Source organism: Sphingobium wenxiniae (assembly GCF_007830065.1).
GTDB lineage: Bacteria > Pseudomonadota > Alphaproteobacteria > Sphingomonadales > Sphingomonadaceae > Sphingobium > Sphingobium wenxiniae.
The window spans coordinates 1-13,602 of record NZ_VLKK01000020.1 but is presented as its reverse complement, the minus strand read 5'-3'; the positions used below and the strand labels follow the sequence as shown (position 1 = coordinate 13,602).

The 13,602-nt window shown below is 63.5% G+C and carries 14 protein-coding genes and 1 rRNA gene; 7 read left to right on the top strand and 8 right to left on the bottom strand.

Annotation, left to right across the window (positions count from 1 at the left end; translation table 11 throughout):
* Nucleotides 1-17 precede the first annotated feature (17 nt).
* Both IQ35_RS17325 and lipB read right to left on the bottom strand, forming a co-directional pair.
* A complete protein-coding gene (locus IQ35_RS17325; RefSeq protein WP_145075310.1) occupies nucleotides 18-317 on the bottom strand; it encodes a hypothetical protein in 300 nt (99 codons plus the stop codon).
* 60 nt (nucleotides 318-377) lie between these two features.
* Nucleotides 378-1,091, bottom strand: a complete 714-nt coding sequence (lipB, locus tag IQ35_RS17320; RefSeq protein ID WP_260401607.1) for a lipoyl(octanoyl) transferase LipB — start codon at nucleotides 1,089-1,091, stop codon at nucleotides 378-380.
* Between the two features lie 77 nt (nucleotides 1,092-1,168).
* Between lipB and IQ35_RS17315 the strand changes: the two genes are divergently transcribed.
* Nucleotides 1,169-1,960 carry a hypothetical protein gene (locus IQ35_RS17315; protein ID WP_145075308.1) on the top strand — a complete coding sequence of 264 codons (792 nt, stop codon included), beginning with the start codon at nucleotides 1,169-1,171 and terminating at the stop codon, nucleotides 1,958-1,960.
* 13 nt (nucleotides 1,961-1,973) lie between these two features.
* On the opposite strand, the gene IQ35_RS17310 is transcribed toward IQ35_RS17315, so the two are convergent.
* Genes IQ35_RS17310 through IQ35_RS17300 form a run of 3 tightly spaced genes read right to left on the bottom strand, consistent with a single transcriptional unit; the run spans nucleotide 1,974 to nucleotide 3,870 of the window.
* A complete protein-coding gene (locus IQ35_RS17310) occupies nucleotides 1,974-2,558 on the bottom strand; it encodes a GNAT family N-acetyltransferase (protein WP_021244975.1) in 585 nt (194 codons plus the stop codon).
* A 5-nt stretch (nucleotides 2,559-2,563) separates the two neighbouring features.
* Nucleotides 2,564-3,415 carry an oxygen-dependent coproporphyrinogen oxidase gene (gene hemF, locus IQ35_RS17305; protein ID WP_145075303.1) on the bottom strand — a complete coding sequence of 284 codons (852 nt, stop codon included), beginning with the start codon at nucleotides 3,413-3,415 and terminating at the stop codon, nucleotides 2,564-2,566.
* Nucleotides 3,412-3,870 (bottom strand): tRNA (cytidine(34)-2'-O)-methyltransferase, encoded by a 459-nt coding sequence (locus tag IQ35_RS17300; protein WP_021244977.1) that lies wholly within the window; start codon nucleotides 3,868-3,870, stop codon nucleotides 3,412-3,414. Before IQ35_RS17300 ends, hemF begins: the two co-directional genes overlap by 4 nt.
* A gap of 208 nt (nucleotides 3,871-4,078) precedes the next feature.
* Between IQ35_RS17300 and petA the strand changes: the two genes are divergently transcribed.
* The 4 genes from petA (at nucleotide 4,079) to IQ35_RS17280 (ending at nucleotide 7,456) form a co-directional block, all read left to right on the top strand.
* Nucleotides 4,079-4,645: a ubiquinol-cytochrome c reductase iron-sulfur subunit gene (petA, locus tag IQ35_RS17295; protein WP_021244978.1), complete on the top strand. Its 567-nt coding sequence runs from the start codon at nucleotides 4,079-4,081 to the stop codon at nucleotides 4,643-4,645.
* Between the two features lie 11 nt (nucleotides 4,646-4,656).
* A complete protein-coding gene (locus IQ35_RS17290) occupies nucleotides 4,657-5,976 on the top strand; it encodes a cytochrome b (RefSeq protein ID WP_145075300.1) in 1,320 nt (439 codons plus the stop codon).
* Nucleotides 5,977-5,995: 19 nt separating this feature from the next.
* Complete coding sequence (locus tag IQ35_RS17285) at nucleotides 5,996-6,844, top strand: cytochrome c1 (RefSeq protein WP_145075297.1); 849 nt, start codon at nucleotides 5,996-5,998, stop codon at nucleotides 6,842-6,844.
* Between the two features lie 75 nt (nucleotides 6,845-6,919).
* Entirely contained in the window at nucleotides 6,920-7,456 is a 537-nt protein-coding gene (locus IQ35_RS17280) for an adenine phosphoribosyltransferase (protein ID WP_145075294.1), read from the top strand.
* 155 nt (nucleotides 7,457-7,611) lie between these two features.
* Here the strand turns inward: IQ35_RS17280 and IQ35_RS17275 are convergent, their stop codons facing one another.
* From IQ35_RS17275 to cysD, 3 genes are all read right to left on the bottom strand, one after another.
* Nucleotides 7,612-8,283 carry a 5'-methylthioadenosine/S-adenosylhomocysteine nucleosidase gene (locus IQ35_RS17275; protein ID WP_145075291.1) on the bottom strand — a complete coding sequence of 224 codons (672 nt, stop codon included), beginning with the start codon at nucleotides 8,281-8,283 and terminating at the stop codon, nucleotides 7,612-7,614.
* A gap of 129 nt (nucleotides 8,284-8,412) precedes the next feature.
* A complete protein-coding gene (cysN, locus tag IQ35_RS17270) occupies nucleotides 8,413-10,329 on the bottom strand; it encodes a sulfate adenylyltransferase subunit CysN (RefSeq protein ID WP_021244983.1) in 1,917 nt (638 codons plus the stop codon).
* A complete protein-coding gene (gene cysD / locus IQ35_RS17265; RefSeq protein ID WP_145075288.1) occupies nucleotides 10,329-11,258 on the bottom strand; it encodes a sulfate adenylyltransferase subunit CysD in 930 nt (309 codons plus the stop codon). The genes cysN and cysD overlap by 1 nt, the downstream gene beginning before the upstream one ends.
* An 84-nt stretch (nucleotides 11,259-11,342) precedes the next feature.
* Here cysD and IQ35_RS17260 point away from each other — a divergent pair, with 84 nt between their 5' ends.
* Nucleotides 11,343-12,389: a helix-turn-helix transcriptional regulator gene (locus IQ35_RS17260; protein ID WP_145075285.1), complete on the top strand. Its 1,047-nt coding sequence runs from the start codon at nucleotides 11,343-11,345 to the stop codon at nucleotides 12,387-12,389.
* Nucleotides 12,390-12,857: 468 nt separating this feature from the next.
* Nucleotides 12,858-13,602, top strand: a 16S ribosomal RNA gene (locus IQ35_RS17255); the annotation flags it as partial.

The window sequence follows — 13,602 nt, the reverse complement described above, 5'->3', positions numbered from 1 at the left end:
GGATCGACATTTCAAAGTTATTGGTCGGCGACGACTTCGGCGCTTTCATCCCCCGATTCGCCGGTCTCTTCCTTGCGAGGCCGGGGCTTCGCGGCAGCGCCTGCATTGCTCGCATTGCCGACCGGCATGACGGCGGCGGTCCCCTCGCTCTGGACGCCGTCCAGATCGGTCATGGCGTCGGTCGCGGTGCCATCGACCACTTCCATATCCTTCATCTGCACGACATTGCCGCCCTTGTCCCCGCCGCTGCATCCCATAAGGGTGATACAGCCGCTCAAAAGGGCGGCGCCGATGAGCATCCTTGCCTTGGCTCGCATCCGGGTCTCCTTGGTCAATTGCTAATGCCCGGCAGCCCCCCGCCCGGCGAAACGGCGACCCTAACGGCCCGTTTCGCATTGCTCAACCCCCGCACCGCAACGCCCCAGACGGGCCAGAAAAGCGGGGAAATGCGCCCTTAGCGCTGCATCCAGCTCCGCCATTCGGGCTGTGCAGCCCAGCGCCGCCATGCTTGTGACCGGATATGCGCTGATCCCGCACGGCACGATGCCGCCAAAATGCGACAGGTCGGGATCGACGTTTATGGAAAAGCCGTGCAGCGTGATCCAGCGGCGCACACGGATGCCCAGGGCGCCGATCTTCGCTTCCCGGCCCTGTGCGTCGTCCGTCCAGATGCCGATGCGTCCTTCCGCCCGCCGCGCGGCGATGCCCAGGTCGCCCAGCGCCGCGATCATCCATCCTTCGAGATGATGGACGAAATTGCGCACGTCCCGCCCGCGCTCGCGCAGGTCGATATTGAGATAGCCGATGCGCTGTCCCGGCCCATGATAGGTATAGCGCCCCCCCCGCCCAGCGGCGTGGACGGGAAAGCGCGGATCGAGCAGTTCGGCCGGGTCGGCGCTCGTCCCCGCGGTATAGAGCGGCGGATGCTGGAGCAGCCATACGCGCTCTTTCGCCTCCCCGGCGAAGATCGCGGCGGCGCGCGCCTCCATATCGGCCAGGGCTTCGGGATAATCGACGGGCGCGGATTCGACCCGCCATTCGACCATGTCGGCCGCATCGGATGCGGAGGGGGAAGGGGGCAGGGCGGTCATGGCGTTTCCTTGACTTGCGCGAAGCGAGCGATCAAGTCTCCAGCGCATTTTCGCGCAAGGGATGAAGGCAGAGAGATATGGCGGCATTGTCGATCGGCAAGGCATGGGAGGAAAGCCTTGCCTTCATCAAGCGGGAAGGAAGCCTCCTGTTCCCCGTCGCCCTGCTGTTCCTGTCGGTGCCGATGGCGGTCCTGCAACTGATGATCCCGCCCGACTATATGCAGATGGCGCCAGGGCAGACGCTGGCGTCCCTGCCGCCGCTGCCGGGTACGGTGAAGGTCGCGATGATTGTGGCCGGAATCGTCATGCTGATCGGATCGCTCGCCGTCTATGCGCTGGCGCTGCGGCCGGGGATCAGCGTGGCGGAAGCGATCCGCCTTGCCATCGGACGATTGCCGGTGGTGCTGGGCGCGTCGTTGCTGGTCGGCGTCGCGCTGATGTTCGTCCTGTTCGGCGCGGCGATGATCGGCGGCCTGCTGTCGGTCGTGACGGGCAAGGGGGGTGGAGTGGTCCTTGCCGCCGTGGCGATGCTGGCGGCGATGCTCTATATCAGCGCGCGGATGCTGCCGCTCAGCGCCCTTGTGATCGATCGCCGGCCAGGCGTGGTCGCCGCGCTCAGGGAGACGCTGTCGCTGACGCGGGGGCAGGCCGGGCGGCTGGCCACCTTCATCCTCGTCTCGCTCATCCTGATCCTGGTGGTCCAGATCGCCGTGCAGTCGGTCTTCGGCATCGTCGGCACGCTGCTGCTGGGGCAGGAAGGCGGGCGATCGATCAGCAACATCGCCGTCGCCCTCGCGGCGGGTGCCGTGAACGTTTATCTGATGGTGTTCACCGCGCGCATCTACCGCCAGTTGGAGGCGGCGGCGTAAGTCCGCCTCGCGGTCAATCCAGCAGCGGCACCTGCGGCGCTGCATCGCGCGGCAACACGCCCGCAAGGCGCGGGTCGGCGAAAATCTCCACTTCCCGCGCGACGGGGCGAAAGCCGTGTTTCCGATAGAAGCCCAGGGCGGCCGGGCTGTCGAGTGTGCAGGTGTGAACCCGGAAACGCTCCACATCCTTGCGCCACGCCAGCGCCTTCGCCTGTGCCATCAACCATTGGCCGAAACCCTTGCCGTTGAGATCGGGGATGAGACCGATAAAGGCCAGTTCGCAGTCGGGCGGCGAACGAAAATCCAGCTCCAGCAATCCGACTTCCACGCCGCGCGGGTCCGTCACCGCATAAACGGCGACGGCCGGATCGTGGATGATGGCGGACAGGGCGGCGTCATCCATCACCAGCCGCGAAAACCAGAGCCAGGGCGCGCCGACGCGGCGGAAAAGCGCCCGATAAGCGTCCAGTCCCGGCTCCTTCCACGGTACCAGCCGCAGCGGAGCGGAAGGGATGGGGGCGGGCCTTGGCCGTTCACGCATTTCCAGATGGGTGACGATGGCCGCGACCTGCCCCCTTTCCACCGGTGTCAGGCTCACAGGCTTCAGTTCCAGCTCGCCATGGGCGGCAGGCTCATCAATATGGCATCGATATTGCCCCCGGTCTTCAGCCCGAACAGCGTGCCGCGATCATGGACGAGGTTGAATTCGGCATAGCGCCCCCGCCATTCGAGCATCGTCCGATAATCGTCCTCCGACCAGCTTTCATGCATCCGCCGCCGCACGATGGGCGCGAAAGCCTCCAGAAAAGCCTCTCCCACGGAACGGGTGAAGGCGAAATCCGCATCGAAATCGCCTTCCAGATGGTCGTAGAATATGCCGCCCACACCGCGATGCACACCGCGATGGGGAATGAAGAAATAGTCGTCCGCCCAAGCCTTGAACTTCGGATAATGATCCGGGTCATGTGCGTCGCAGGCGGCCTTGAGCACGGCGTGGAAATGCGCGCTGTCCTCCTCTCTCGGCAAGGGCGGATTGAGGTCCGCGCCGCCGCCGAACCAGCTCTTCGTCGTCACCAGATAGCGCGTGTTCATATGCACGGCGGGCACATGCGGATTGGCCATATGCGCGACCAGGCTGATGCCGGTGGCGAAGAAGGCGGGGTTGTCTTCGGCGCCATGAATCGTGCGGGCGAACTCAGGCGCGAAGGCGCCGCCCACGGTCGACACGTTGACGCCGACCTTCTCGAACACCTTGCCCTTCATCACGCCGCGCACGCCGCCGCCGCCTTCGCCCGCGGGGAGTCCCGGCGCTTCGCGATCCCAGGGCGTGAAGGTGAAGCGGGCGTCGCTTCCCGCCTCCCGCTCGATCGCCTCGAACTGCTGGCAGATCCGCGTGCGGAGCGATTCGAACCAGTCGCGGGCGGATTGCTGTCGGGAATCGAGCATCAAGGTCATTGCGGGAACTTTCCAGTCTGGCGCAGGGCTTCGGCCACCGCGATGCCCGTCGAAACGGCGATGTTCAAGGACCGAAATCCCGGCGCCATCGGAATACGCACGCGAATGTCGGCCATGTCGCGCACGGTGTCCGGCACGCCCGCGCTTTCCGACCCCATCATCAGCACGTCGTCCGGGCGGAACGCCACGTCGGGCAGTCGCTGCGCGGCATGGCTGCTCATCAGGATCAGGCGGCGGCCCTCCGACCGGCGCAGGGCGTCGAAGGCTTCGAAATTCGCGTGACGGGCGACATCCGCCGCCGCGCCATAGTCCATCGCGGCGCGCTTGAGGCGGGAATCGGAAAAGGCGAAGCCGGTCGGCATGATGATGTCCACGGGCACGGAAAAGCAGGCTGCCAGCCGTAAAATGGCCCCGACATTTCCGGCGATCTCTGGTTGATAAAGGGCGATACGCATGGCGCGCGCATAAAGCAGCAGGGCAAATTGTCATAGCCATGTCCAAATTGCTGTTGGCAAAATGCGCTCCCTGGGGTTATCAGGCCCGCGAACCACGCCAGGGGGAAAGCGGGGGCGCATCGCGCATGAGCACCCAAATCCCTTGATAATCAGGGCCGGACACGGCAATGCGGCGGGATCAGGGACGTTCTTGCAAGGGTTAAGGTGCATGGCGAGCGTTGAACATACGAACGGCGAAGATGTGGCCGGCGGAGGCGAAGTGCGCCGTCGCGATTTCATCAACATCGCTGCGGTGAGCTTTGCGGGGGTCGGCGCGGTCGCTGTCGTCCTGCCGCTCATCGATCAGATGAATCCCAGCGCCGACGTGCTCGCGCTGGCATCGACGGAAGTCGATCTTTCGGCGATTCAGCCGGGACAGGCGATCAAGACGACCTTCCGGGCGCAGCCTTTGTTCGTGCGTCATTTGACCGACAAGGAAATCGCCGAGGCCGACAAGGTCGATCCGTCCACCCTGCGCGATCCGCAGACGCTGGAGGAGCGCACCGTCGACGGCAAGAAGCAGTGGCTGATCACCATGGGGGTGTGCACCCATCTGGGCTGCGTGCCGCTGGGCGCGGGCGAGGGCGAGAATCGCGGCGAATATGGCGGTTATTTCTGCCCCTGCCACGGTTCGTCCTATGACACCGCGGCCCGCATCCGTAAGGGCCCCGCGCCCAAGAACCTGGAAGTGCCGAAGTTCAGCTTCACTTCCGACACTGCCATTCTTGTAGGCTGAGGTAAGAAACGATGAGCTTTCCCTGGGCTGAGCATTACACCCCCAAGCATCCCGCGATGCAGTGGATCGACGAGAAGCTGCCGCTTCCGCGCCTCGTCTACAACGCCGTGGGCGCCGGTTATCCGGTTCCGCGCAACCTCAACTATTTCTGGAACTTCGGCGTTCTCGCCGGCCTTGCGCTGGTGATCCAGATCGTCACCGGCGTCGTCATGGCCATGCATTATGGCGCGAACACGCTGGTCGCTTTCAGCACCGTCGAACAGACGATGCGCGACGTGAACGCAGGCTGGCTGATGCGCTATGCCCATGCGAACGGCGCGAGCTTCTTCTTCATCGTGGTCTATCTCCACATCTTCCGCGGCCTCTATTTCGGGTCCTACAAGGCGCCCCGCGAAATGGTGTGGCTGCTCGGCCTCGTCATCTTCCTGCTCATGATGGCGACCGCCTTCATGGGCTATGTGCTTCCCTGGGGGCAGATGAGCTATTGGGGCGCGAAGGTCATCACCGGCCTGTTCGGCGCGATCCCCGTGGTGGGCGAGCCGATCCAGACCTGGCTGCTGGGCGGTTTCGCGCCCGGCAACGCCTCGCTCAACCGCTTTTTCTCGCTGCACTTCCTGCTGCCCTTCGTGATCGCGGCAGTCGTGATCCTGCACATCTGGGCGCTGCACATTCCGGGTTCCTCGAACCCGACCGGCGTGGAAGTGAAGGGGCCGCAGGACACCGTGCCCTTCCATCCCTATTACACGGCGAAGGACGGTTTCGGGGCGGGCGTGTTCCTGATCCTCTTCGCGATCCTGTTGTTCTTCGTGCCCAATTTCCTGGGCCACCCGGACAATTATATCGAAGCGAACCCGCTCTCGACGCCCGCGCATATCGTGCCGGAATGGTATTTCTGGCCCTTCTACGCGATTCTGCGCGCCTTCACGGTGGATTTCTTCTTCGTTCCGGCGAAGCTGCTGGGCGTGCTCGCGATGTTCGCGTCGATCCTGCTGCTGTTCTTCCTGCCCTGGCTGGACACCTCTCCGGTGCGTTCGGGCAACTATCGCCCGACCTTCAAGAAGTTCTTCTGGATCCTCGTCCTCGACGTGGTTGTGCTGGGCTATTGCGGCGGCGCGCCAGCGGAAGAGCCTTATGTGATGATCTCCCAGGTCGCTGCGGCTTATTATTTCGCGCACTTCCTGATCGTTCTTCCGCTGATCTCGCGCTTCGAAAAGCCGTTGCCGCTGCCGAACTCGATCACCGAAGCGGTGCTCAACCGTTACAATATCCAGGGCGAACAGGACGCGCTTCCCGGCATGGGCAGCGATCCGCAGCCGTCGAACGCCGGTTAAGAAGGGGGCTAGAAAAATCATGGTTCGCATCGGCGCATTTCTCGTCGGCCTCTTCTTTGCTGGCTGGCTGTTAATCTCCTTCCTGGTGGGCGCGGTGGCCTATGTCACCGAACCGCCGCAGCCCACCGTGGAGCATGAGTTCCACAAGGCGCCCAGGCATGTGTCCTTCTCGTTCGACGGGCCTCTGGGCAAATATGACCAGGCGCAGCTCCAGCGCGGATTCCAGGTGTTCAAGGAAGTCTGCTCGGCCTGCCACAGCCTGCATTATGTCGCTTTCCGCGATCTGAAGGGCATTGGCTATAACGAGGCGGAGATCAAGGCGATCGCCAAGCAGTGGGCGATCAAGACGCCCGACGTCGATCCCAAGACGGGCGAGATGACGACCCGCGACCCGGTTCCGGCCGATTATTTCCCCAAGCCCTTCGCGAACAACGTTGCGGCCGCGGCGGCGAACAACAACGCGATCCCGCCGGATCTGTCGCTGATGACCAAGGCCCGCCATCATGGCTCCGCCTATGTCTATTCGCTGCTGACGGGCTTCCAGTCGCAGCCGGCCGAACTGCTCAAAAAGTTCCCGGACGCCAAGACGCCGGAGGGGCTGCACTACAACCCCTATTTCGCCAACCTGAACCTTGCCATGGCGCCGCCGCTGACGGCCGACGGTCAGGTAACCTATGGCGACGGCACCAGGTCGAGCGTCGATCAGATGTCAAAGGATGTCGCGGCCTTTCTCACCTGGACGGCTGAGCCGAAGCTGGAGAACCGCCGCCGCGCGGGCCTGGCGACGATCATCTTCCTGCTGATCGCCACCGGCCTTGCCTATATGTCCTATCAGAACATCTGGGCGGACAAGAAGAAGAAGGCGTGATGGCGGGACGCGCAGGCGTTTGAAAGATCGGGGCGCGGTCCATGAGGATCGCGCCCTTTTTCATGCGAGGAGCAGATGAGCATCGACAGCCTGACCGCGCTGGTCCGCACCATCCCCGATTTCCCGAAGCCGGGCATCCAGTTCCGCGACATCACCACCCTGCTGGCGGACGGTGCGGGGCTGCGCGAACTGGTCGATCATATGGCCGCGATCGCGCGGCCGCTCGACCCGGACCTGATCGTCGGGGTGGAGGCGCGGGGCTTCATCCTCGCGGCGGCCCTGGCTCATGCGCTGGGCAAGGGTTTCGTCCCCGTTCGCAAGGCAGGAAAGCTGCCGGGGTGCACGGTCGGCATCGACTATGTGCTGGAATATGGCGCCGACCGGCTGGAACTGCACGAAGGGCAGGTGCCGCAAGGCGCCCGCGTGGTGCTGGTCGACGATCTGATCGCCACGGGCGGGACGGCTCGGGCCGCTGCCCAATTGCTGCGGGAGCAGGGGGCAAGCGTATTGATGGCGCTCTTTGCCGTCGACCTGCCCGACCTGGGCGGCAGGCAGACGCTGGAAGAGGACGGCGTGGCGACCGCCTCCATCATGGCCTTTGCAGGACATTGAAGCGAACTCGTTCAAGGATCGGGCGGATCCACGCGGAGGCGCGGCGTTTCGGGAGGGCGCAGATCCGATCTGACGCGCGCCGCCAGCTTTCCCGGAGTCTGACCTGATCAGCTGGAATCCTGCTCCAGCCTTCGCGTGCGCAGGTTACGCTTCCATCAATCTCCACGCCTTTGCGTCTCCGCGCGGAAAATCCGTCCGTGGAGGCGGTCTGATGCTCCAAGCGCGTCGGGCAGCAAGTCCACGGTGGCGGCGAGGCGTTCATCCAGCAGGGACAGCAACTGCATCCAGTCCGATATGCCTTCCAACTCGCCGGGACCGTCCGAAACGCCGCGCAATCCCATCAGCGGCACGTCGAACCGCTGGCACGCCCGCGCGATGGCGAAGGTTTCCATGTCCACCATGTCCGCGTCGATCGCGGCATATTCCTCCCCGCCCACGATGTTCGCGCCGGTGGAAAGGCGCGCGGTCCGCAAGGGCAGGAGTGTCATCAGCGGCATGTCGACCGGATGATCGAGAAAGGGCGTCACGCCCTTGGGAATGCCGATTCGGGAAGCATCCATGTCCCGCCAGGACACGCTGGCCACCTGATAGATTTCTCCCAGTTCGCAAATGCGCGATCCGGCCGAGCCGAGCGACAGGACCAGGTCGGGCAACCCTCCCTGCCGCTCCAGCGCATGAAGGGCGATCCCCATGGCCATGGCGGCTTCCACCGGGCCGACGCCGGTCATCAGGGGCGTGAAGCGCTGTCGCAGATGCGGACCATATTCCTGTTCCGCCGCCATCACGAAAAGCACGCGCCGATTCGCGATCGTCTCGCAGCCCGCCATCAGCGATTCCCCTTGTCCGACAGCGCGAGCCGTAGCGCAGCCGATTCGGCGGCGAAAAGGAAAATCGCCGGAGAGCCGAGCGCCAAGAGACATTTCCGCGATGCGCCCCTCAAGGTCACCCGCGGCGCCTCAGGGAATCAGCCTCCGCACGATTTCTTCCGCGGCGTCTTCCGCCGTCATGGACGTTGTGTCGATGTGGATTTCGGGGTCCTGGGGCGGCTCATAGGGGCTGTCGATGCCGGTGAAGTTTTTGAGATCACCCGCGCGCGCCTTTCTGTAGAGTCCCTTGACGTCGCGCTTCTCCGCTTCGGCCAAGGGCGTGTCGATGTGCACCTCGAGGAACTCGCCCGGCTGCATCATCTGCCGCACCATGTCGCGCTCGGCGCGGAAGGGGGAGATGAAGGCGGTGATGACGATGAGGCCCGCATCCGTCATCAGCTTCGCGACCTCGCCCACGCGGCGGATATTCTCCACGCGGTCGGCGTCGGTGAAGCCCAGATCCTTGTTGAGGCCATGGCGCACATTGTCGCCGTCGAGGAGGAAGGTGTGGCGGTTCATCCGTGCCAGCTTCTTTTCGACGAGATTGGCGATCGTCGACTTGCCCGCGCCCGACAGGCCGGTCAGCCATAGCACGGCGGGCTTCTGGTTCTTGACCTGCGCATGATGCTCGCGCGTCACGTCGGTCGCCTGCCAATGGACATTGTCCGCGCGGCGCAGCGAGAAATGGATCATGCCCGCCGCCACGGTGGCGTTGGTCATCTTGTCGATCAGAATGAAGCCGCCCAGATCCCGATTCTGCGCATAGGGCTCGAACGGTATCGAGCGATCCGTCGACAGATTGGCGACGCCGATGGCGTTCAAGTCCAGCGTCTTCGCCGCCAGATGCTCCAGCGTGTTGACGTTGACCTGATATTTGGGCTGCTGGACCGTCGCGGTGACGGTCTGCGTCCCGATCTTGAGCCAATAGGGCCGCCCGGGCAGCAGTTCATTTTCGTCCATCCAGACGATGGTCGCCTCGAACTGGTCGGCGGCCTGCACCGGATCGTCGGCGATGGCGATCACGTCTCCGCGCGAGCAGTCGATCTCGTCCGCGAAGCAGAGCGTCACGGACTGGCCCGCTGCCGCTTCGTCCAGATCTCCGTTTAGCGTCACGATGCGGGTGACGGTGCTGGTCCTGCCCGAGGGCAGCACGCGCACGGCGTCGCCCGGCCGGATCGTTCCGGTGGAAATCAGCCCGGAAAAGCCCCGGAAGTCGAGATTGGGCCGATTCACCCACTGCACCGCCATGCGGAAGGGCTTGGCGGTGTCGGCGGTCGCGTCGACCTCCACCGTCTCCAGATGCTCCATCAGCGTGGGGCCGCCATACCAGGGCGTATTGGCGCTGCGAGTGGTGATATTGTCGCCCCGGAAGCCGGAGATCGGCATGGCGACGAAATTGTCGATGCCGATCGACTTCGCGAATTCGGCATAGTCCTTCACGATGGCGTCGAACACGCCCTGGTCGTAATCGACCAGATCCATCTTGTTGACGGCCAGCACGATGTTGCGGATGCCGATCAGATGGGCGAGGTAGCTGTGCCGCCGCGTCTGCACCAGCACGCCCTTGCGCGCGTCGATCAGGATGACGGCAAGGTCGGCGGTGGACGCGCCCGTCACCATGTTGCGCGTATATTGCTCGTGCCCCGGCGTGTCGGCGACGATGAACTTGCGCTTTTCCGTCGCGAAGAAGCGATAGGCGACGTCGATGGTGATGCCCTGCTCCCGCTCGGCGGCGAGGCCGTCGACCAGCAGCGCGAAGTCGATTTCCTGCCCCTGCGTGCCCACGCGCCGGGAATCGGCTTCAAGCGCGGCAAGCTGGTCCTCGAAGATCATCTTCGAATCGTAGAGCAGCCGCCCGATCAGCGTCGACTTGCCGTCGTCCACCGACCCGCAGGTGATGAAGCGCAGCATCGTCTTGTGCTGATGCACCTCCAGATATTTCTCGATATCCTCGGCGATCAGGGCGTCGGTCCGGTAGATCGGATCGTTGGCGAGCCTGTCGGACATTAGAAATACCCCTCCTGCTTCTTCTTCTCCATGCTGGCGTCGCCGCCATCCTTGTCGATGACGCGGCCCTGCCGTTCGCTGGTGGTGGTGAGCAGCATTTCCTGGATCACTTCGGGCAACGTCGCCGCCGCGCTCTCCACCGCGCCGGTCAGCGGATAGCAGCCCAGCGTGCGGAAACGGATGGAGCGCATCACCGGCTGCTCGCCTTCGCGCAGCGGGAAGCGGTCGTCATCCACCATGATGAGAAGGCCGTCGCGTTCCACCGTCGGGCGCGGCGCGGAGAAATAGAGCGGCACGATCTCGATATTCTCGAGATGGATATATTGCCAGATATCCAGCTCGGTCCAGTTGGAGATGGGGAACACCCGCATCGATTCGCCCTTGTTCTTGCGGGCATTGTAGAGGCGCCAGAGTTCAGGCCGCTGCGCCTTGGGATCCCAGCGGTGACTGGCCGTGCGGAAGGAGAAGATGCGCTCCTTGGCACGGCTCTTCTCCTCGTCGCGCCGCGCGCCGCCGAAGGCCGCGTCGAAGCCATAAAGGTCCAGCGCCTGCTTCAACCCCTCCGTCTTCCACATATCGGTATGGAGCGGGCCATGGTCGAAGGGATTGATCCCCCGCTCCTTCGCCTCCGGGTTGTGGTAGACGAGCAGTTCCATGCCCGCATCCCTCGCCGCCTTGTCGCGCAGGTCGTACATCGCCTTGAACTTCCATGTCGTATCGACATGCAGCAGCGGAAAGGGCGGCGGCGAGGGATAGAAAGCCTTCTTGGCCAGGTGCAGCATGACCGCGCTGTCCTTGCCCACAGAATACAGCATCACAGGACGCTCAGCCTCGGCAACCACTTCCCGCATGATGTGGATGCTCTCCGCTTCGAGCCGTTGCAGATGGGTGAGGCGCATGGCGTCCAGTTGTCCGGTCGCGGTCGTCATCGAGGCATCTTTCTTTCATCGTGGGCTGAACGCTTGACATAAACATTCAGCACGCGAACACACCTCCCATATGGGAGCTATGCTATGGTGTTGACGCGGACGGACGAGAACGAACTGCTGACCGCCCTCTATGGCGGTGTGGCGGAAGCGGAGCCGTGGCGGCTGTTCGCATGGCGTCTGCTGGCGCGCACGGAGGCGGATCTGTGCCATGTCTGCCTTCGGCCCTCTGCCGGGATTTCCTGGCAATCCGTCGCGCAGGCGCTGGACCGCGGCGCGCCGTCCGACCTCCTCGCCCCGGCCCCCCCGCGCGAGCCGATGAGGCCGGGCCGGGTCTATTCCGGGACGGAGCTGGGCGAATCGACCCTTTGGGCGCGTCATATGCGGGTGATCGCGGGAGAGGCGGGCGAGCTGTCCCTGTCCCTCTTTCGCGCGCAAGGCGATTTCAGCGCGAGCGATTCCGCCCTGCTCGCCAGTCTTGCGCCCCATCTCGTCATCGCGCTGCGGACGTGGAGCCAGTTGGAACGGGAACGCGCCCGCGCGACGCTGACCGGGCAGGAGCTGGCGGTCTTCGGCGGCGGCTGGCTTCTGCTCGACGCGCAGGCGCGGCTGCTGGATTGCGACGGGGAGAGCGCCGCGCTGGTGGCACGGGGCCGGATCATGGGACGGGCGGCGGACGGGCGCTTGCGCCTCCTCCTCCCCGAAGCCGAAGCCCTGCTTGGGGGCATGATCGCGGAGACAGGGGCGCCGGAGCCGCGCGCCGGATGGCTGTGGCACGACCCGCCGATGCAGATGTTGGTGATGCCGCTGCCCGAACGGCCCGGATGGCTCTTTGCCATGGCCCGCTATCTCATCCGTGTCCGCAGCTTGGCGCGCCCTGCGCCGGCGCGCGCGCACATCCTCTCCGACCTCTATCGCCTGACTCCCAGCGAGGCGAAATTCGCGGCGCGGATGGCGGGGGCCGCGAGCATTGCCGAAGCCGCGAAGGCGCTGGACCTCACCGTCGAAACGGCGCGCAACTATTCCAAGCGCGTTTATGGAAAGACCGGCGCGCATGGGCAGGCCGATCTCGTCCGCCTGTTGTTGGATGGCGTCGGCGGCGCTCTACCGGGGCGAGAGGGAGACCCGTTGTGACCGGGCGGCGTCCTCGGTCCCGAAAGCAGCAGACCGAATTCTGCCAAAATCCAGACAGGGCGCGCTTTTTACAACCGACCGGATAGAATTTTTGAAATATCCAACTTTTCCTGTTGACCGACTCAGATCGCACGCCTAGATGCCACTCCACCGACGCGGTGATGCCTTCCGGTTTTCGCCTCGCTCGGTCGCCACCATGGTTGGACGCCAGTCCCCCGGAACATTTGGATCGGGGTGGATTGGTTGTCTGGTTTAGGTTTGGATGGTTCTTTGACATTGTTAGTATGATGAAGGGACATGTGGGCGACGGCTCCGGGTCTATGCGGCTTCAAGGCGCATGGTGCTCGGTTAAATTTAGGTCGTTCGTATGCATGTCCTTACACACCATGTAAGAATTGTGCAGGAACGGCTCCTTGGAATGAGCGGTTCATGGGTGGGATTATTCCTCTTGCCTGTGGATCGGACATCAAACTTGAGAGTTTGATCCTGGCTCAGAACGAACGCTGGCGGCATGCCTAATACATGCAAGTCGAACGAGATCTTCGGATCTAGTGGCGCACGGGTGCGTAACGCGTGGGAATCTGCCCTTGGGTTCGGAATAACAGTTGGAAACGACTGCTAATACCGGATGATGACGAAAGTCCAAAGATTTATCGCCCAGGGATGAGCCCGCGTAGGATTAGCTAGTTGGTGAGGTAAAGGCTCACCAAGGCGACGATCCTTAGCTGGTCTGAGAGGATGATCAGCCACACTGGGACTGAGACACGGCCCAGACTCCTACGGGAGGCAGCAGTAGGGAATATTGGACAATGGGGGCAACCCTGATCCAGCAATGCCGCGTGAGTGATGAAGGCCTTAGGGTTGTAAAGCTCTTTTACCCGGGATGATAATGACAGTACCGGGAGAATAAGCTCCGGCTAACTCCGTGCCAGCAGCCGCGGTAATACGGAGGGGGCTAGCGTTGTTCGGAATTACTGGGCGTAAAGCGCACGTAGGCGGCGATTTAAGTCAGAGGTGAAAGCCCGGGGCTCAACCCCGGAATAGCCTTTGAGACTGGATTGCTTGAATCCGGGAGAGGTGAGTGGAATTCCGAGTGTAGAGGTGAAATTCGTAGATATTCGGAAGAACACCAGTGGCGAAGGCGGCTCACTGGACCGGCATTGACGCTGAGGTGCGAAAGCGTGGGGAGCAAACAGGATTAGATACCCTGGTA

Bases quoted from the DNA above. Each gene is read 5' to 3' on its own strand.
- IQ35_RS17300 (WP_021244977.1), bottom strand. From the start codon at position 3,870: ATGCGTATCGCCCTTTATCAACCAGAGATCGCCGGAAATGTCGGGGCC.
- cysD (WP_145075288.1), bottom strand. From the start codon at position 11,258: ATGACGACCGCGACCGGACAACTGGACGCCATGCGCCTCACCCATCTG.
- IQ35_RS17285 (WP_145075297.1), top strand. From the start codon at position 5,996: ATGGTTCGCATCGGCGCATTTCTCGTCGGCCTCTTCTTTGCTGGCTGG.
- lipB (WP_260401607.1), bottom strand. From the start codon at position 1,091: ATGACCGCCCTGCCCCCTTCCCCCTCCGCATCCGATGCGGCCGACATG.
- cysN (WP_021244983.1), bottom strand. From the start codon at position 10,329: ATGTCCGACAGGCTCGCCAACGATCCGATCTACCGGACCGACGCCCTG.
- IQ35_RS17260 (WP_145075285.1), top strand. From the start codon at position 11,343: ATGGTGTTGACGCGGACGGACGAGAACGAACTGCTGACCGCCCTCTAT.
- IQ35_RS17290 (WP_145075300.1), top strand. From the start codon at position 4,657: ATGAGCTTTCCCTGGGCTGAGCATTACACCCCCAAGCATCCCGCGATG.
- hemF (WP_145075303.1), bottom strand. From the start codon at position 3,415: ATGACCTTGATGCTCGATTCCCGACAGCAATCCGCCCGCGACTGGTTC.
- IQ35_RS17280 (WP_145075294.1), top strand. From the start codon at position 6,920: ATGAGCATCGACAGCCTGACCGCGCTGGTCCGCACCATCCCCGATTTC.
- IQ35_RS17315 (WP_145075308.1), top strand. From the start codon at position 1,169: ATGGCGGCATTGTCGATCGGCAAGGCATGGGAGGAAAGCCTTGCCTTC.
- IQ35_RS17325 (WP_145075310.1), bottom strand. From the start codon at position 317: ATGCGAGCCAAGGCAAGGATGCTCATCGGCGCCGCCCTTTTGAGCGGC.
- petA (WP_021244978.1), top strand. From the start codon at position 4,079: ATGGCGAGCGTTGAACATACGAACGGCGAAGATGTGGCCGGCGGAGGC.
- IQ35_RS17275 (WP_145075291.1), bottom strand. From the start codon at position 8,283: ATGGCGGGCTGCGAGACGATCGCGAATCGGCGCGTGCTTTTCGTGATG.